Annotated in this window: 14 protein-coding genes; 10 read left to right on the top strand and 4 right to left on the bottom strand. The window is 65.8% G+C overall.

What is annotated here, in order from left to right:
• Positions 1-26: 26 nt before the first annotated feature.
• Positions 27-3473 carry a transcription-repair coupling factor gene (gene mfd, locus HPA02_RS10665; protein WP_146803176.1) on the bottom strand — a complete coding sequence of 1149 codons (3447 nt, stop codon included), beginning with the start codon at positions 3471-3473 and terminating at the stop codon, positions 27-29.
• A 254-nt stretch (positions 3474-3727) separates the two neighbouring features.
• On the opposite strand from mfd, the gene HPA02_RS10660 reads away from it, so the two are divergent.
• The 9 genes from HPA02_RS10660 (at position 3728) to sthA (ending at position 13489) form a co-directional block, all read left to right on the top strand.
• Positions 3728-5191, top strand: a complete 1464-nt coding sequence (locus tag HPA02_RS10660; protein ID WP_146803175.1) for a glyceraldehyde-3-phosphate dehydrogenase — start codon at positions 3728-3730, stop codon at positions 5189-5191.
• A 350-nt stretch (positions 5192-5541) separates the two neighbouring features.
• Positions 5542-6894: a Na(+)-translocating NADH-quinone reductase subunit A gene (locus HPA02_RS10655; protein WP_146803174.1), complete on the top strand. Its 1353-nt coding sequence runs from the start codon at positions 5542-5544 to the stop codon at positions 6892-6894.
• On the top strand, positions 6894-8120 hold the full coding sequence (locus HPA02_RS10650; RefSeq protein ID WP_146803173.1) for an NADH:ubiquinone reductase (Na(+)-transporting) subunit B: 1227 nt from the start codon (positions 6894-6896) through the stop codon (positions 8118-8120). Before HPA02_RS10655 ends, HPA02_RS10650 begins: the two co-directional genes overlap by 1 nt.
• The gene (locus HPA02_RS10645) at positions 8120-8935 is read left to right on the top strand and encodes a Na(+)-translocating NADH-quinone reductase subunit C (RefSeq protein ID WP_146803172.1); all 816 of its coding nucleotides are present in this window, start codon (positions 8120-8122) and stop codon (positions 8933-8935) included. Before HPA02_RS10650 ends, HPA02_RS10645 begins: the two co-directional genes overlap by 1 nt.
• A 2-nt stretch (positions 8936-8937) precedes the next feature.
• Positions 8938-9606, top strand: coding sequence for an NADH:ubiquinone reductase (Na(+)-transporting) subunit D (locus tag HPA02_RS10640; RefSeq protein WP_146803171.1), 669 nt, complete (start codon positions 8938-8940; stop codon positions 9604-9606).
• A 1-nt stretch (position 9607) separates the two neighbouring features.
• Positions 9608-10225 (top strand): NADH:ubiquinone reductase (Na(+)-transporting) subunit E, encoded by a 618-nt coding sequence (gene nqrE / locus HPA02_RS10635; protein WP_146803170.1) that lies wholly within the window; start codon positions 9608-9610, stop codon positions 10223-10225.
• A gap of 50 nt (positions 10226-10275) precedes the next feature.
• On the top strand, positions 10276-11508 hold the full coding sequence (nqrF, locus tag HPA02_RS10630) for an NADH:ubiquinone reductase (Na(+)-transporting) subunit F (RefSeq protein WP_146803169.1): 1233 nt from the start codon (positions 10276-10278) through the stop codon (positions 11506-11508).
• Positions 11509-11725: 217 nt separating this feature from the next.
• Positions 11726-11983, top strand: a complete 258-nt coding sequence (gene nqrM, locus HPA02_RS10625) for a (Na+)-NQR maturation NqrM (protein WP_146803168.1) — start codon at positions 11726-11728, stop codon at positions 11981-11983.
• Between the two features lie 114 nt (positions 11984-12097).
• Complete coding sequence (sthA, locus tag HPA02_RS10620; RefSeq protein ID WP_146803167.1) at positions 12098-13489, top strand: Si-specific NAD(P)(+) transhydrogenase; 1392 nt, start codon at positions 12098-12100, stop codon at positions 13487-13489.
• Positions 13490-13635: 146 nt separating this feature from the next.
• Here the strand turns inward: sthA and bioA are convergent, their stop codons facing one another.
• Complete coding sequence (gene bioA, locus HPA02_RS10615; protein ID WP_146803166.1) at positions 13636-14910, bottom strand: adenosylmethionine--8-amino-7-oxononanoate transaminase; 1275 nt, start codon at positions 14908-14910, stop codon at positions 13636-13638.
• 338 nt (positions 14911-15248) lie between these two features.
• Between bioA and HPA02_RS10610 the strand changes: the two genes are divergently transcribed.
• Entirely contained in the window at positions 15249-15632 is a 384-nt protein-coding gene (locus HPA02_RS10610; protein WP_146803165.1) for a histone-like nucleoid-structuring protein, MvaT/MvaU family, read from the top strand.
• A gap of 151 nt (positions 15633-15783) precedes the next feature.
• On the opposite strand, the gene HPA02_RS10605 is transcribed toward HPA02_RS10610, so the two are convergent.
• Positions 15784-17229 (bottom strand): aldehyde dehydrogenase family protein, encoded by a 1446-nt coding sequence (locus HPA02_RS10605; RefSeq protein ID WP_146803164.1) that lies wholly within the window; start codon positions 17227-17229, stop codon positions 15784-15786.
• A gap of 9 nt (positions 17230-17238) precedes the next feature.
• Positions 17239-18843: a 5-guanidino-2-oxopentanoate decarboxylase gene (locus HPA02_RS10600; protein ID WP_146803163.1), complete on the bottom strand. Its 1605-nt coding sequence runs from the start codon at positions 18841-18843 to the stop codon at positions 17239-17241.
• Positions 18844-18851 lie beyond the last annotated feature (8 nt).

Genomic DNA, 18851 nt, shown 5'->3' with positions numbered 1-18851 from the left:
CCTCCTGGCCGCCGCGAAATCATCGTCTAGGCTGCCTGGGTCTTGCGATTCAGGGTTTCCAGCAGCCGTTCCAGCGCCGCGAAACGCGACGCCTCGTCCTCCATGGCCGCCTCGAAGCGCAGGGTGTCGGCGCCCTCCAGGCGATAGTGGCGCGGCTCCTTCTGGATCAGCCCCACCAGGGTCATGGGGTCGACCCGGGTGGTGGCGGCGAAGATCACCCGGCCACGCGCCGCGCCCGCCTCCAGGCGGCGAATACCCAGGCGCTCGGCCCGCTGACGCAATCGCGTCTGGCGCAGCAGGGTCTTGAGCGGTGCCGGCAGCAGGCCGAAGCGGTCGATCAGCTCCACCTGCAGCTCCTTGAGCTCGGCGTCGTCCGCGGCGCTGGCGATGCGTTTATACATGATCAGCCGCTGCTGCACATCCGGCATGTAATCCTCGGGGATCAAGGCGGGTAGGTTGAGGCTGACCTCCACCCCGTCGTCCAGCGGCGTCTCGATATTGGGTGTCTGGCCCGACTTGATCGCCTTCACCGCCCGGTCGAGCATCTGCATATAGAGACTATAGCCGATGGTCTCCATCTGACCGCTCTGCTCGTCGCCGAGCAGTTCGCCGGCGCCGCGGATCTCCATGTCATGGCTGGCCAGGGTGAAGCCGGCCCCCAGGTCCTCGGCGGCGCCGATCGCCTCCAGGCGCTTGAGGGCATCGCGGGTCATCGCCTTGGGCGGCGGGGTCAGCAGGTAGGCGTAGGCCTGGTGGTGGCTGCGTCCGACCCGACCGCGCAGCTGGTGCAGCTGGGCCAGGCCGAACTTGTCGGCGCGCTCGATGATGATGGTATTGGCGCTGGGTACGTCGATGCCGGTCTCGATGATGGTGGAACAGACCAGCACATTGAAGCGCTTGTGATAGAAGTCCGACATCACCCGCTCCAGGGAGCGCTCCGGCAGCTGGCCGTGGGCCACCGCCACCCGCGCCTCCGGGACCAGCTCGCGGACTTTCTCGGCGGCGGCCTCGATGGTCTTGACCTCGTTGTGCAGGAAGTAGGCCTGGCCGCCGCGCAGGATCTCCCGCAGCAGCGCCTCCTTGATCACCGGCTCGTTGCGGTTCTGTACGAAGGTCTTCACCGACAGGCGCCGCGCCGGCGGGGTGGCGATGATCGACAGGTCGCGGATCCCGCTCATCGCCATGTTCAGGGTGCGCGGAATCGGCGTGGCGGTCAGGGTGAGGATATCCACCTCGGCGCGCAGGCTCTTGAGGCGCTCCTTCTGGGCGACCCCGAAGCGGTGCTCCTCGTCGATGATCAGTAGGCCCATCTTGGGCAGTTTCATCGACTTGCCGAGCAGCTTGTGGGTGCCGATGACGATATCGGCACGGCCCTCCTGGATGCGCTCCAGGGTCTCGGCCTGTCCCTTGCCGCCGGTGAAGCGCGAGATCAACTCCACTTGCACCGCGGTATCGGCGAAACGGTCGCGGAAATTCTCGTAGTGCTGCTGGGCCAGCAGGGTGGTGGGCACCAGTACCACCACCTGGCGTTCGGAATGCACCGCCAGGAAGGCGGCGCGCATGGCCACCTCGGTCTTGCCGAAGCCCACGTCGCCGCACACCACCCGATCCATGGGCTTGGGCGAGGTCATGTCGCGGATCACCGCCTGAATCGCCTCGCGCTGGTCCGGGGTCTCCTCGAAGGGAAAGCTGGCGGCGAAGCGCTGGTACTCCTCGACGGGGAGTTCGCAGGCGAAGCCTTCCCGGGCCTCGCGGCGGGCATAGACATCGAGCAGCTCGGCGGCGGTGTCGCGGATCTTCTCGGCGGCCTTGCGCCGCGCCTTCTCCCACTGCTCGGAGCCCAGGCGGTGCAGCGGGGCGCCCTCGTCGCTGGCGCCGGCGTAGCGGGCGATCAGGTGCAGGCTATCCACCGGCACATAGAGCCGGGCGCCGTCGGCATACTCCAGGGCCAGGAACTCCGCGGCCTGGCCGCCGGCCTCCAGGGTCTCGAGCCCCAGGTAGCGCCCCACGCCATGGGTCTGATGGACCACCGGGGCGCCGGGCTTGAGCTCCGCCAGGTGGCGTACCGCCAGCTCCCCCGCATCGGTGGCCTTCTCGCGGCGCCGGCTCTGGCGTACCACCTCGCCGAACAGCTCGCTCTCGGTCAGTACGGCGATGCCCTCGTCGAGCCACAGGCCGCTGGCCAGGCCCCCCTCGGTGATCGCCAGGCGGGTCTCGGCGGCGAGGAAGGCCGGCCAGCCGTCCAGGTGGGGCAGCGTCAGGTGCAGCGGGGCGAGCAGCTCCTCCAGGGCCTCGCGGCGACCCCGGGACTCCGCCACCAGCAGCACCCGGGCCGCGGCGGCGTCGTCGAGGAAGGCCTCGAGGGCCGCCAGGGGGCGCTGGGCGCGGTTATCGATGGCCACCGTGGGCGGCGTGCGGGTGGCGGGTCGACGGGCATGGGGGTGGTCGTCGTCTTCGACCAGGGCGACCCGGGGGCGCGCCTTGATGGCGGCGAACAGCTCGGCCACCGGGATAAAGGCGCGATGCGGCGGCAGCAGGGGGCGGCTGGAGTCGACGCCGAGGTTTTCGAAGCGACTCTCGATGGCCGCCCAGTGATGCTCCGCGGCCTCATGGACCCTGGGCAGCAGGGCCACGCGGGTGCCCTCGTGCAGATGATCGAAGAGGCTCGCCGTTTCCTCGAAGAACAGCGGCAGGTACTGCTCCAGGCCGGGGGAGGGGATGCCCTTGAGGGCATCCACATAGAGCGGGCACTGGCGCGGGTCGACGTCGAAGAGGGTCTCGAAGCCCTCCCGGAAGCAGGCGATGGCGCCGCGGGTCAGGGAGTACTCGTGAGCCGGCAGCAGCTCCACGGCATCGACCTTGTCCTGGCTGCGCTGGGTATCCGGGTCGAAGTGGCGCAGGCTATCGATCTCGTCATCGAAGAGGTCGATGCGCAGCGGCAGATCGGAGCCCATGGGGAAGAGGTCGATCAGGGCGCCGCGCAGGGCATACTCGCCCGGCTCGTAGACGGTCTCCACCGCCCGGTAGCCGGCCCGCGCCAGGGTCTCCCGGAAGCCCTCGCGATCGAGGCGCTGGCCCACCGCCAGGCTCAACACTCGCCCCGCCACATAGTCGGTGGGGGGCAGGCGCTGCATTAGGGTATTGACCGGCACCACCACGATGCCTCGCTCGACCTGCTGCAGCCGGCGCAGGGTGCGCAGTCGCGCCGAGACGATGTCCTGGTGGGGCGAGAAGGCATCGTAGGGGAGGATCTCCCAGTCCGGGAAGGGCAGGACCGGCACCTCGGCGAAGAAGCGCAGCTCCTCTTCCAGGCGCTGGGCGTCGGCGGTATCGGCGGTGACCACCAGCAGGGGGGCGGCATCGGCCAGTCGCGCCAGGGCCAGGGCTTGGGCGCTGCCCTGGGGGGCGCCCCAGTAGAGGGTGTCGCGGGTGCCGTCGGGGTGCGGAGGAGCGAGGGGCGAGAAGTGGGACATGGGTCGAGTCGAATCCGGTCGGTGTAGCGCGTCATCGGCCTGGACGCAGGAGGTAGGCCCATATCGCGTTTGTAGTCAAGGGGCCGTTTCTGTAATTGACCTACAACGGGTGCGACCATCCAGCAATTGCTGCATCGCCGTTGGCCCGGGATAATAACAAAAGTTTATGGCACGTGATGCGTGCCAGGTTCGCACCGCGCCGGTATCCCGGCGACGCTGCCGACGACCCCTAGCCGTAACCAAGAGAGGCCCCCGTGACTCAGCAAAAGCTCGACACCGTCTTTGAGGAATGGCAGAGCAACGAAGCCCTTGCCGAGGAAATGATTCCCCTGCTGGGCAAGCTCTATCGCCAGTACAACATCGTCTCCTCGCTGTTCGGGCGCTCGCTGATCAACCAGAGCGTGATTCGCATCCTCAAGGATCATCGCTTCGTCAAGAAGGTCGAGGGCACCGAGCTCAGCGTCCAGGATACCTATCCGTTGGTCAAGGCCATGGTCGACCTTAACCTGGGCCCGGCCCACGTGGATGTCGGCAAGCTGGCGGTGGCCTTCAAGCACTCCGGCGAGAGCGATGTGGTGGCCTTCCTCAAGCGTGAACTCGCCGAGATCGTCGACGGCCATGGCGGCAACGGCAGCACCGGCGAGCCCAAGGACGTGGTGCTCTACGGCTTCGGGCGCATCGGTCGCCTGCTGGCGCGCATCCTGATCGAGAAGGCCGGCGGCGGCAACATGCTGCGCCTGCGTGCCATCGTGGTGCGTGGCCGCGGCGATATCGCCAAGGACCTGGAGAAGCGCGCCAGCCTGCTGCGTCGTGACTCCGTGCACGGGCCCTTCTCCGGGACCCTGAGCGTCGATGAAGAGGCTCGCACCATCACCGCCAACGGCAATGTCATCAAGGTGATCTACGCCGACTCGCCCAGCGAGATCGACTACACCGCCTATGGCATCGATAACGCCATCGTGGTCGACAACACCGGCATCTGGCGTGACGAGGATGGCCTGAGCCAGCACCTGGCCTGCAAGGGTGCCGCCAAGGCGCTGCTCACCGCCCCGGGCAAGGGCGATATCAAGAACGTGGTGTATGGGGTCAACCACGGCGATATCACCGCCGATGACCGCATCGTCTCCGCCGCTTCCTGTACCACCAATGCCATCGTGCCGGTGCTCAAGGCCCTCAACGACCACTACGGCGTCGAGCATGGTCACGTCGAGACCGTGCACGCCTACACCAACGATCAGAACCTGATCGACAACTACCACAAGGGCGATCGTCGCGGGCGCAGCGCGCCGCTCAACATGGTGCTCACCGAGACTGGCGCCGCCAAGGCGGTGGCCAAGGCGCTGCCGGAACTGGCCGGCAAGCTGACCGGTAACGCCATTCGCGTGCCGACCCCCAATGTCTCCATGGCGATTCTCAACCTGCGCCTGAACCAGGCCACCGATGCCGCGGCTCTCAACGACTACCTGCGTCGCATGGCCCTGCATTCACCGATGCAGAAGCAGATCGACTACGTCGACTCCGCCGAGGTGGTCTCCTCCGACTTCGTCGGTAACCGCCACGCCGGTATCGTCGACGCCAAGGCGACCATCGTCGACGGCAATAACGCCGTGGTCTACGCCTGGTATGACAACGAGTTCGGCTACAGCTGCCAGGTGGTGCGTATCCTGCAGCACATGTCCAACGTCAGCTTCCTGGCCTTCCCCAAGGAGCGCGACTGAACACCAGATGACCGGGTCGCGGCAGGCGTGATGCCTGCTGCGACCAAGGTCGCATGCCTCGACCGCCCCGCCCGGGGCGGTCGCTTCTCCCGCCGCACCGCCTCCATCACGCCGACCCGATGGCGCCTATTTGCGACTTAGGCCATGTGGCCTTTCGTCGCGTATCTCTTTATAATGCTCGCGTTTTTGGGACGGCCTGCCACGTTCGGGCCGAACTGCTAACCTTCTGATAAGAAAGAAAATCGTAAGCCGTGGCTAGAACCGGGTGGGGCACAATGCCAGGCTATCCGGTGTCGTGCGCGTCTGCCGAACCCCTTTCTTGAACATCAGATCCGAAACTGGGCGAGACTATGATCGAAGTCAAACGAGGCCTGGATCTCCCCATCACGGGGGCGCCCGAGCAGCGCATCGAAGATGCGCGCCCGGTACGTCACGTGGCTGTCCTGGGTACCGACTACGTTGGCATGAAGCCGACCATGGAGGTCCGGGAGGGGGACAGAGTCAAGCTGGGCCAGCTGCTCTTTACCGACAAGAAGATCGACGGCATTCGCTTTACCGCGCCGGCGGCCGGTGAGGTGGTTGCCATCAATCGCGGCGAGAAGCGGCGCCTGCTGTCGGTGGTGATCAAGGTCGACGAGGGCAGCGAAGAATCCGAAACCTTTACCGCGCACGGGGCCGATGCCCTGGAGCGGCTGGATCGCCAGGCGGTCGTGGAGCAGCTCAATGGCGCCGGCCTGTGGACGGCGCTGCGCACCCGGCCCTTCTCGCGGACGCCGGCCCTCGACGCGACCCCCGCGGATATCTTCGTCACCGCCATCGATACCCATCCGCTGAGTGCGGATCCGGCGCTGATTATCAATGAGCAGCCGGAGGCCTTCGAGCAGGGCCTCAGGGTGCTGACGCGGCTGACCGAAGGCAAGGTCTACCTGTGCACCGCCCCCGATGCCCAGGTGCCCGGCGGCGATGTCGACGGCGTGCGGGTGGAGAGCTTCCGTGGCCCCCATCCGGCGGGCCTGGTCGGGACCCATATCCATTACCTGTCGCCGGTGGGTCTGCACAAGCAGGTCTGGCATATCGGCTATCAGGACGTCATCGCCTTCGGCAAGCTGTTCGTGGAAGGCAAGCTCGACACCGCTCGGGTCGTCGCCGTGGCGGGCCCCCGCGCCGAGAATCCACGCCTGCTGCGCACCCGGGTCGGGGCCAGCACCGAGGAACTTCTCGCCGGTGAAGTTATCGATGCCGATAGCACCCGCGTGATCTCCGGTTCGGTGTTCTCCGGCTTCACCGCCGAGGGCAAGTTGCGTTATCTGGGGCGTTTCCACCACCAGGTCAGCCTCCTCGAGGAGGGCAACAAGCGCGCCTTCATGGGCTGGATGTCGCCGGGGGCCAACCGCCACTCGGTGATGGGCATCTATGTGTCCAAGATCCTGGGACTCAAGGACTATGCGCCGACCACCTCCACCAACGGTTCCGAGCGGGCCATGGTGCCGGTGGGTGCCTACGAGCAGGTGATGCCGCTGGATATCCTGCCCACGCAACTGCTGCGCACGCTGATCGTCGGCGATATCGAAGTCGGCATGCAGCTGGGTTGTCTGGAGCTGGACGAAGAGGACCTGGCCCTGTGCACCTATGTGTGCCCGGGCAAGTACGAGTACGGTCCCATCCTGCGCGATAACCTCACCACGATCGAGAAAGAGGCTTGATGATGGGTATCCGACAGACACTCGATAACCTCGAGCCGCACTTCCACAAGGGCGGCAAGTACGAGAAGTACTATCCGCTCTTCGAAGCGGTGGACACCATCTTCTACTCCCCGCCCAGCGTGGCCAAGACCACCGCTCATGTGCGCGACGGCATCGACCTCAAGCGCATCATGATCACCGTCTGGCTGTGTACCTTCCCGGCCATGTTCTTCGGCATGTGGTCGGCGGGCTGGCAGGCCAACCTGGCCATCGCCGACGGCTATGCCTCCATGGGCGGCTGGCGCGAGGCCATCCTGATGACCCTGGCCGGCGGTCACGATGCCAGCAGCTGGTGGTCCAACCTGGTGCTCGGGGCGACCTACTTCCTGCCCATCTACCTGGTGAACTTCGCGGTGGGCGGCTTCTGGGAAGTGCTCTTCGCCATCAAGCGCGGCCACGAGGTCAACGAGGGCTTCTTCGTCACCTCGGTGCTCTTCGCCCTGATCCTGCCGGCCACCATCCCGCTGTGGCAGGTGGCGCTCGGCATCACCTTCGGCGTGGTGATCGGCAAGGAGATCTTCGGTGGCACCGGCAAGAACTTCCTCAACCCGGCGCTGACCGGCCGTGCCTTCCTCTACTTCGCCTACCCGGCGCAGATCTCCGGTGACGCGGTATGGGTGGCGGCCGATGGCTTCACCGGCGCGACCGCGCTGTCCATCGCCTTCCAGGATGGCATGGCGGCCCTGTCCAGCCAGTACAGCTGGTGGGATGCCTTTATCGGCTTTATTCCCGGCTCGGTGGGTGAGGTCTCGACCCTGGCCATCCTGATCGGCGCGGCGGTGCTGCTGTGGACCAAGATCGCCTCCTGGCGGATAATGCTCGGGGTCTTCCTCGGCATGGTAGCGACCAGCGCGCTCTTCAACCTGATCGGCTCCGACACCAACCCCATGTTCGCCATGCCCTGGTACTGGCACCTGGTGGTGGGCGGCTTCGCCTTCGGCATGGTGTTCATGGCCACCGATCCGGTGTCCGCCTCCATGACCAATCAGGGGCGCCTGCTGTTCGGCGCGCTGATCGGCGTGATGACCGTGCTGATCCGCGTGGTCAACCCGGCCTTCCCCGAGGGCATCATGCTGGCGATCCTCTTCGCCAACCTGTTCGCCCCGCTGATCGACCATTTCTTTGTCCAGGCCAATATCAAGCGTCGTCTTAAGCGCACCGGCGCCACGGCCGAGGAGACTGCCTGATGGCACAAGGTAACAATTCCATCAAGAAGATCCTGGGCGTGGCCTTCGCCCTCTGCATCGTCTGCTCGGTGATCGTCTCCACCGCGGCGGTGGCCCTGCGTCCTCAGCAGCAGCTCAACCAGGAGCTGGATCGCAAGACCAACATCCTCAACGTGGCCAATCTCTACGAGCCCGGCATGGATGTGGAGGCGGCCTTCGGCGAGGTCACCCCGCGGGTCGTCGACCTGCGCAGCGGCGATTACTCGCCGACCCACGACCCGGCGACCTACGACGGCTTCGAAGCGCGTCGCGATCCGGCGGCCTCGCGGACCCTCTCCGGCGAGCGGGACCCGGCCGGCCTGACTCGGGTCGAGAACTTCGCCACCGTCTATCTGGTCGGTGACCCGGAGAACCCGGAGCAGATCATCCTGCCGATTCGCGGCCAGGGGCTGTGGGGCCTGATGCGCGGCTTCCTCTCCGTGGAGGGTGACGGCAACACCATCGTCGGCATCACCTACTACGAGCATGCCGAGACCCCGGGGCTGGGTGCCGAGGTGAACAATCCGCGCTGGCAGGCCCAGTGGGAAGGCAAGGAGGTCTTCGCCGATGGCGATAGCCTGGAGCCGGCCATCCACCTGACCAAGGGCGGGGCCAGCGGCGAGAACGAGATCGATGCGCTCTCCGGTGCCACCCTGACCAGCAATGGCGTGACCAACATGCTGCAGTTCTGGCTGAGCCCGGAAGGCTTCGGCAACTACCTGGCGCGGTTCCGTAGCGGCGTGGCCCAGGACGACGCCGAGCGCGCCGACGTCGAACCCGAAGCGGAAGGAGTCTGATCATGGCGGATGCAACTCCCAAGGGCGTCATCACGACGCCGGTATTCAAGAACAATCCCATCGCCCTGCAGGTGCTGGGGATCTGTTCGGCCCTGGCGGTGACCACCAGCATGAGCGTATCGCTGGTGATGACCTGTGCGGTGATGTTCGTTACCGCCTTCTCCAACCTCTTCGTATCACTGATCCGCAACCATATCCCGTCCGCCATCCGCATCATCGTGCAGATGACCATCATCGCCTCCCTGGTGATCGTGGTGGATCAGATCCTCAAGGCGTACGCCTACGAGATGTCCAAGCAGCTCTCGGTGTTCGTCGGCCTGATCATCACCAACTGCATCGTGATGGGCCGGGCGGAAGGCTTCGCCATGCAGAACAGCCCGGGACTCTCCTTCCTCGACGGCCTCGGCAACGGCCTCGGTTACGGCTTTATCCTGATGACCGTGGGCTTCTTCCGCGAGCTGTTCGGCTCCGGTAGCGTGTTCGGTTTCACCGTGCTCGAGACCGTGCAGAACGGCGGCTGGTACGTGCCCAATGGCCTGCTGCTGCTGCCGCCCTCGGCGTTCTTTATCATCGGCCTGATCATCTGGGTGTTGCGCTCGATCAACCCGGAGCAGGTGGAGGAGAACGAGTACAAGATGAAGCACAACACCGAACCGAAGGAGGCCGTGTAACATGGAACATTATCTGAGCCTGTTCGTCGCCTCGGTCTTCGTCGAGAACCTGGCCCTGGCGTTCTTCCTGGGCATGTGTACCTTCCTGGCGGTCTCCAAGAAGGTCTCGGCGGCCTTCGGCCTGGGCATCGCGGTGATCGTGGTGCTGACCATCTCCGTGCCGGTGAACAACGTCATCTACAACGGCCTGCTGGCCGAGGGGGCGCTGGCCTGGACCGGGATCAGCGGCGCCGAGAATATCGACCTGTCGTTCCTGGGACTGCTCAGCTATATCGGCGTAATCGCCGCCCTGGTGCAGATCCTCGAGATGTTCCTCGACAAGTACGTGCCGGCCCTCTACAACGCCCTGGGCGTGTTCCTGCCGCTGATCACCGTGAACTGCGCCATCCTCGGTGGCGTGCTGTTCATGGTCGAGCGTAACTACAACTTCGGCGAGTCCGTGGTCTATGGCCTCGGTTCCGGAGTGGGCTGGGCCCTGGCCATTACCGCCCTGGCCGGGATCCGCGAGAAGCTCAAGTACAGCGACGTGCCTGGTGGCCTGCAGGGTCTGGGCATCACCTTCATCACCGTGGGATTGATGTCGCTGGGCTTTATGTCCTTCTCCGGCATCTCCCTGTAACCGGGATGGTCGTGTACCGATCAGGCAACGAAACCCAATAGGAACCCGACATGGTTGATACATCCGTCATCTTGCTCGGCGTCGTCATGTTCACGGTGATCGTTATCGCCCTCACCGTGATCATTCTGGCGGCCCGCAGCAAGCTCGTCAGCACCGGGGACGTGACCATCGAGGTCAACGGTGACCCCGAGCACACCCTGACTACCCAGGCCGGGGGCAAGCTGCTCAATACCCTGGCCGCCAACGGCATCTTCCTCTCTTCCGCCTGTGGCGGCGGCGGCTCCTGCGCCCAGTGTAAGTGTCGCGTGGAGGAGGGCGGTGGCGCCATCCTGCCCACCGAAGAGTCCCACTTCACCATGCGCGAGAAGAAGGAGGGGTGGCGCCTCTCCTGCCAGGTGCCGGTGAAGCAGGACATGAAGATCGAGGTGCCCGAGGAGGTCTTCGGCGTCAAGAAGTGGGAATGCGAGGTCATCGAGAACCCCAACGTGGCCACCTTTATCAAGGAGCTCAACCTCAAGCTCCCCGAAGGCGAAAACGTCGACTTCCGCGCCGGTGGCTATGTGCAGCTGGTCTGCCCCCCCTACGATATCAAGTTCTCCGACTTCGATATCGAGGAGGAGTACCGCGGGGACTGGGAGAAGTTCGATCTGTTCAAGATCTCCCACAAGAACCCGGAAGAGACCATCCGCGCCTACTCCATGGCCAACTATCCGGAAGAGAAGGGCATCCTCAAGTTCAATATCCGGATCGCCACGCCGCCTCCCGGTACCAACCATCCGCCGGGCATCATGTCCACCTATGTCTTCAGCATGAAGCCGGGTGACAAGGTGACCGTGATGGGGCCCTTCGGCGAGTTCTTCGCCAAGGATACCGATGCCGAGATGGTCTTCGTCGGCGGCGGGGCCGGTATGGCGCCGATGCGCAGCCATATCTTCGACCAGCTCAAGCGCCTCAAGTCCAAGCGCAAGATCTCGTTCTGGTACGGTGCGCGCTCCTGGCGTGAGACCTTCTACAACGACGAGTACGATCAGTTGGCCGAGGAGTTCGACAACTTCGACTGGCACCTGGCGCTCTCCGATCCGCTCCCCGAGGACAACTGGGAGGGCCCCACCGGCTTTATCCATAACGTCCTCTACGAGAACTACCTCAAGGATCATCCGGCGCCGGAGGACTGCGAGTACTACATGTGCGGTCCGCCCATGATGAATGCCTCGGTGATCAAGATGCTGCTGGATCTGGGCGTCGAGCCCGAGAACATCCTGCTCGACGACTTCGGCGGTTAAGCGGGGGCCTGGCCCTCGACGCGGGGCCGGTCCACGAGGGCCGGCCCCGTTGTCATTGCGGGCTATCGTCGATGCGCCACCCGCTCTCCATGGCGATCGCCTCGGTCGCCATCGATAGCGAGTGGTCTCCCGCGGCACGGGGAATGACCGTTCGCCATGGGAGTCTCAGGGACAGGGCCTTGGGCCCTGGCCGCATTATCAACGAAGGAGAGTCCCGATGATGATCTGGGTACTGGTATTCGCCTTTATGCTGCTGCTGGTGGCCGCCATGGCCATCGGCGTGATCCTGGGGCGCAAGCCCATCGCCGGCTCCTGTGGCGGGCTCAATCAGCTGGGCCTGAAGCAGGGCTGCGATATCTGCGGCGGCAAGGACGAGGTGTGCGAGGAAGAGAACCGCAAGCGTCGGGCCGGTGCCCGCCGCCGCAGCGACGAAAGTCGCGGCGCCGATCTGGGCTATGACGCCACCAAGCGTTAAGCGGGCGTTGCCCGAGCGGTAAGCGACAAGGAAGCCTTTTGTGGGCCACCGCGTTGGGCAAGGTCCTGCCTTGCAGCGAAACAGAGATCAGGGAATTAGGAGAGTCAACGACCCATGGCAGTTCATAGCTACGACGTGGTGGTGATTGGTACCGGCCCGGCGGGGGAGAGCGCCGCCATCAATGCCGCCAAGCATGGCAAGCGGGTGGCGGTGGTGGAGAAGCAGTCGGCGGTGGGGGGCAACTGCACCCATCGCGGCACCATCCCCTCCAAGGCGCTGCGCCACCAGGTCCGTCAGATCATGGCGTTCAACACTAACCGCATGTTCCGCGATATCGGCGAGCCGCGCTGGTTCTCCTTTCCCAAGGTACTGGCCCGCTCCCAGCGCACCATCGATCAGCAGGTGGCGATGCGCACCAACTTCTATGCCCGCAACCGGGTCGACCTCTACTTCGGGGTGGCGCGTTTCAAGGATGAGCACACCCTGATGGTGCGTGACGACCACGAGGGCATCGAGGAGCTTCACGCCCAGAAGGTCGTGATCGCCACCGGCTCGCGGCCCTATCGGCCGGCGGATATCGACTTCCGCCATCCGCGTATCTACTGCTCCGATACCATCCTCAGTCTCAACCATACGCCGCGAACCCTGATCATCTTCGGCGCCGGGGTGATCGGCAGCGAATACGCCTCCATCTTTTCCGGCCTAGGCGTCAAGGTGGACCTGATCGACACCCGCGATCGCCTGCTCTCCTTCCTCGACGACGAGATCTCCGATGCCCTCTCCTATCACCTGCGCCATCACGGCGTCCTGGTGCGCCATAACGAGGATTATGCCAGCGTCGAAGGGGACGAAGCCGGGGTCACGGTGGAGCTGCAGTCCGGCAAGCGGCTGCGCGCCGATGCTTTCCTGTGGGCCAACGGTCGGACCGGTAACACCGACGAGCTGGGTCTGGAGAGCATCGGCCTGCAGGCCAATGGACGCGGTCAGTTGACCGTGGACGAGCACTATCGCACCGAGATTCCGCATATCTATGCGGTGGGCGACGTGATCGGCTGGCCGAGCCTGGCCAGCGCCGCCTACGATCAGGGCAAGAATGCCAGCGATGACCTGCTCGACGAGCCCTTCCGCATGGTGGAGGACGTGCCCACCGGCATCTACACCATTCCCGAGATCAGCTCGGTGGGCAAGACCGAACGCGAGCTGACCCAGGCCAGGGTGCCCTATGAAGTGGCCCAGGCCTTCTTCAAGGATACCGCCCGCGCCCAGATCACCGGCGATACCGTGGGCATGCTGAAGATCCTCTTCCACCGCGAGACGCTGGAGATCCTCGGCATCCACTGCTTCGGCGATCAGGCCTCGGAGATCGTGCATATCGGCCAGGCCATCATGCAGCAGAAGGGCGAGGCCAATAGCCTCAAGTACTTCGTCAGTACCACCTTCAACTACCCGACCATGGCCGAGGCCTATCGAGTGGCGGCCATGAATGGCCTGAATCGGCTCTTTTAAGCGTATCGAGGCCAACTTTTTGTGGGAGCGCGGATTCCGCGCGATATCGCCCGAAGGGCGATCCTGGCCCCTCCCAGGGGCGACTTCGTCACCCAATCGTTCGGGGAACCGGTACGCCGGGCAGCCGAACTCCCACAATATTTATATCACCGCGCCTCAAACCAGCCCTTCATGGCGGCGGTGATGCGGCGCATCTCCTCGGGGGTGGTGATATAGGCCGGCATGGTATAGAGCCAGCGACCGAAGGGGCGCAGCCAGACGCCGCGTTCCCGGGCGAAGGCCTGGACGCCGTCGAGGCTCGCCGCCTCCTCGACCTCGATCACCGCCGTGGCCCCCAGCACGCGTACCTCATTGACCGCCGGATGCGCGTTGAGCGCCGCGTCGTCGAGCAGTTCTCGGCGCAGGATGGCGTTGAGCTCGGCGATCTTGCCCAGGTAATCCTCCTCCTCGAAGACCGCCAGGCTCTCCAGGGCGACCCGGCAGGCGAGCGGATTGCCCATGAAGGTGGGGCCATGCATAAAGGCGTGGTTCGGGTCGTCGCCGAGGAAGGCGTCATAGACGCGGCCGGTGGCCAGGGTCGCCGCGTGGCCCAGGTAGCCGCCGGTCAGCCCCTTGGAGAGCACCATGATATCCGGGGTGACCCCGGCATGGTCGGCGGCGAACATCCGCCCGGTACGCCCGAAGCCGGTGGCCACCTCGTCGAAGACCAGCAGCACGTCGAACTCGTCGCACAGCTCCCGGGCGGCCCGCAGATAGTGGGGCGAGGTCATGTTCAGGCCGCCGGCGGCCTGCAACAGCGGCTCCATCAGCAGCGCCGCCACCTCGTGATGGTGCGCCTCCAGGGTCGCCCTCAGCGCCTGGATATCCGCATCTACCGCCTCCCGGGGGGCATCGTAGGGGGCACTGGGCGCCGGCGCGAAGGGGTGCCTGGGCAGGAAGCCGGCGAACAGCGAATGCATGCCTTCTTCCGGGTCGCAGACCGCCATGCAGCCGCTGGTATCGCCGTGATAGGCACGCATCAGCGACAGCATGCGATGTTTCTCGGGGCGGCCACGCAGGACCTGGTACTGCACCGCCATCTTCATGGCCACTTCCATGCCCACCGAGCCGCTGTCGGAGAAGAACACATGGTCGAGGCCCGGCGGGGTGATACGCACCAGCGCCTCGGCCAGCCGCTGGGCCGGCTCGTGGGTCAGGCCGCCGAGCATCACGTGGCAGAGGGTGTTGGCCTGTTGCTGGATGGCGGCCACCAGGCGTGGATGACCATAGCCGTGGATCATGCACCACCAGGAGCAGGTGGCATCCAGCAGGCGCTCGCCGCCGGCCAGGGTGAAATGGGCGCCGCTGCCGCCGGTGACCATCGGCGGCGTGGGCTGGGTCTGCATCTGGGCATAGGGGTGCCAGAGAGGCGAGGCAGGCATAAGGACCTCTTTGTTAACCTTGAAAAAATGACAGGTTAACACTGTCCGCTGTCGAGCGTCACGATGCCCCCGAGGTGGCGGACCGCGGGGGGCCGTCGACTCGCCACTCGCGGCGCGGCCCGTGTCGGCGGCCACTCGGAGTACCGGAATAAGTAATACTTTGACTCTGCCGCTGAGAAGTTGGCTATTTGTGTGGAGAAGTTTAATGTCAGGGCGAGGTTATTTGGCCAAGTTGCCGAGGGTTATGCTATAAAAAATAGAGCAAGCCTTGGCAAGGCGAGATATTTACGGTATTAATGTCCGCACATCCCGTCACCGACTCCTATAAAGGAACTACCATGTCCCTGATTAACGAATACCTCCAGCAGGAGCAGCAACTCAAGGCACTCCAGGAGCAGCTCGACAAACTGCAGAATGATCCGCGTCTCAAGGCGGAACTCGAGTTCAAGGAGAAGCTCGAGGCCCTGATGCAGGAGTTCAACAAGAGCGCCAAGGAAGTGATCGAACTGCTCGATCCCAAGCCGGCCGCCAAGGCCGCCGCCGCTCCGGCCAGCGCCCCGGCCGCCGGTGGGCGTCGCAAGCGTAAGCTGAAGATTTACAAGAACCCCACCACCGGGGAAGTCGTGGAAACTCGTGGCGGCAACCACAAGACTCTCAAGGCCTGGAAAGAGGCCCACGGTGCCGATATCGTGGAGTCCTGGCTGGTGCGCGTCGAAGGCTAAGTCTTCCGCGACCACTGCCGTCAGGTATCGCCCCGCCTCGTGCGGGGCGATTTCGTTATGGCGCGCCCGCGTTCCCGGAATAAAAAAGAGACCGCCGTGGCGGTCTCAAAGGCAGACACGTCAGGCAACCTAACGTGCATCGCAACGCTCTTCAGGCCGGTATCAGGCAGTGTTTGACTTCCAGGTAGGCGGCGAGTCCCCAGGGCCCCAGTTCGCGGCCAATACCGCTACGCTTGAAACCGCCCCAACTGGTCTGCGGTAATACCAGCTGTTCGCTATTGATCCAGGTAGTCCCGGACTGCAGGCGCCGGGCGATGGCCGAGGCGCGCGCCTTGTCGCGACAGATCACCGTCGCGGCCAGGCCGAAGTCGCTGGCATTGGCGAGTGTGATGGCCTCCTCGTCGTCGGCCACGCTGCGCCCGCAGAGCACCGGGCCGAAGATCTCCTCCTGCCAGAGGCGACTCGTCACCGGCACGTCCCGGTAGAGGCTCGGCGCCAGGAAGAAGCCCGGCGTGGGCATCTCTCGGCGACGACCGTCGCGCACCGCGGTCAGCCCCTCCTGGTCGGCGATGGCCAGGTAGCCGAGCACGGCGTCGCGCTGGCGGGCGCTGGTCAGGGGCCCCATGTCGCTGCCGTCGACCAGGGGATCGCCAAGCGCCAGGGCATCGATGCGCTTCGCCAGGGCCGCATAGAGTGGCTCGGCGATGTCCCGGTGGACCAGCAGCCGCGAGGTGGCCGAGCAGATCTGGCCGGCATTGAAGTAGATGCCCGCCATCACCCAGTCGGCGGCCTGTTCCGGGTCGGCGTCCTCCATCACCAGGATCGGCGACTTGCCGCCCAGCTCCAGGGAGACCCCCCTGGTACCGGCGGCGGCCGCGCGCATCACCGCCTCGCCGACCCGGTTGCTGCCGGTGAAGGAGACCTTGTCGATGCCGGGGTGGGAGGCGAGGGGGGCCCCGATGCCCTCCCCGTCGCCATGCAGCAGATTGAGCACTCCCGCAGGCAGCTTCACCTCGAGGGCGATCTCCGCCAGTACCCGCTCGGGAAGCGGGGTCACCTCCGAGGGCTTGAGCACGGCGGTGCAGCCGGCGGCCAGTGCCGGGGCGAGCTTCCAGGCGCTGGTCACCAGGGGGAAGTTCCAGGGGGTGATCAGTCCCACCACCCCCACCGGATCGTGGTAGCAGCGCGCCTCGACGCCCTCCATCTCCAACGGCACCACCTGGCCCTGACGCGCGTCCAGGCGCCGCGCCTCCCCGGCGTAGTAGCGGTAGCAGGCGATGGCATCGTCCAGATCGATGCCGGCCTCCGCCAGCACCTTACCGTTATTGGTGGAGGAGAGGCGCACCAGCGCGTCGCGGCGTCGGCTCAAGGCCTCGGCAAAGCCCTCCAGGTAAGCGGCTCGCTCGGCCCCGGACAAGGCCTGCCAGGCGGGCAGGGCGCGGTGCGCCGCGGCCACGGCGGCGTCCACGTCGTCCGGGTGGCCGGCGGTGACCTCGGCGAGCGTCTCCTCCGTGGTGGGATTGACCACCGGTAGCCGCCGCTCGCCCCGGGAGGCCACCCAGTGGTTATCGATAAATTGCTGGTTGAGGACTTGCATTGCGACTCCTTAGGCGTCCAGGGCCCGCTGCCAGGCATGAGCATCCACTTCGATCAAGAGAGGCGCGTCCAGGGGGCGCTCGGCCAGCGCCCGGGCCAGGGCCTGGGGCTCGCCGACCCGGGTGGCGGCGCAGCCGAAGCCCTGGGCCAGGGTTTGGAAGTCCGGGGCCTGGATATCCACGCCGAGTCGCGCCACGCCATGGGCGTCCATATAGCGGCGGATCTCCTCGTAGCCGGCGTTGTGCCATAGCAGGATCACCACCGGCAGGCGCTCCTCCACGGCGGTGGCCAGTTCCGAGAGGGTGAACATCACCCCGCCGTCGCCGACCAGGGCGATCACCGGCTGCTCGGGGCGGCCCAGTTGGGCGCCGAGCGCCGCCGGCAGGCCGTAGCCGAGGGTGCCGTAGCCGGTGGAGGCGTTGAAGTAGCGCCGCGGCTGCGGCAGCGACAGCAGGTGGTTGGCGGCATACACCGGGGCGGTGGAGTCGCCGACCCATAGTGCCTCGGGCAGGGCCGCCTCGAGGGTGGCGCAGAGCGGCACGAAGGGCGCTAGGGCCGGGTCCTGGTCCAGCGCCAGGGCCTCGCGCACGGCGGTGGCGCGGGCCGCGCCATCCTTGCACAGCGGCGCCTCGACATGAGCCAGCAGGCCCTCCAGGGCGCGCCCGGCATCGCCCACCAGGCCGAGGGCGAGCGACTGGTTGCGCACCAGCTGCTGGGCATCCAAGTCGATGCGAATCAGCCGGCCGGTGAGTGCGAAGCCATCGTCGAAGACCACGTCGTAGTCGGTCTCGCCGAGCTCGGTGCCGATGGCCAGGATCACGTCGGCGTGGCGGGCCAGCTCGCGCACCGCGGGCAGGGCGGTATTGGCGCCCAGGTCCAAGGGGTGGGCGCAGCCCAAGAGTCCCTTGGCATTGATGGTGGTGGCGGTGGGGGCATCCAGGCGGCTCACCAGCTCGCGGGCCGCCTCGGGGGCGGCCACGCAACCGCCGCCCAGCAGCACCAAGGGGCGTTCGGCCTCCCTCAGCCAGCCGGCCGCGGTGGCCAGGCCCTCGGCGTCCGGGGCCGCCGGGTAGAGCCGCGGCCGACTAAAGGAGGCGGGCTCGGCCACCTCGGCGGCGAACAGGTCGATGGGAATCTCGAGATGTACCGGACCGGGGCGCTCGCCATCGAAGACCGCGAAGGCCCGGGCCAGCACCTCGGGCAGGGCCTTCGGGTCGAGTAGGGTATGGCTAAAGCGCGAGACCCCCGCCATCAACTGCTGCTGGCTGGGCAGTTCATGCAGCCGGCCCTGGCCGCGGCCCAGGGTGTCGCGGCGGTTGACGCTGGAGATCACCAGCATGGGGATGGAGTCGGCCAGCGCCTGGCCCATGGCGGTGGCGATATTGGTCATGCCGGGGCCGGTGATGATCAGGCAGACCCCGGGCTTGCCGGTGGCGCGGGCATAGCCGTCGGCCATGAAGCCGGCGCCCTGCTCGTGGCGCGGGGTGACATGGCGGATATCGCGGCCTTCCAGGCCGCGGTAGAGCTCGACGGTATGCACCCCGGGGATACCGAAGAGGGTATCGACGCCGTAGCGCTCGCCGAGCAGGCGAATCAGGAGTTCGGCACAGGTCATGGAAAAGT

The sequence above is a fragment of the Bisbaumannia pacifica genome, assembly GCF_007989625.1.
In the GTDB taxonomy this organism is placed as follows: Bacteria; Pseudomonadota; Gammaproteobacteria; order Pseudomonadales; family Halomonadaceae; genus Bisbaumannia; species Bisbaumannia pacifica.
Note: the sequence above shows the minus strand (reverse complement) of the source record. Positions and strands in the feature narration are given on the sequence as shown.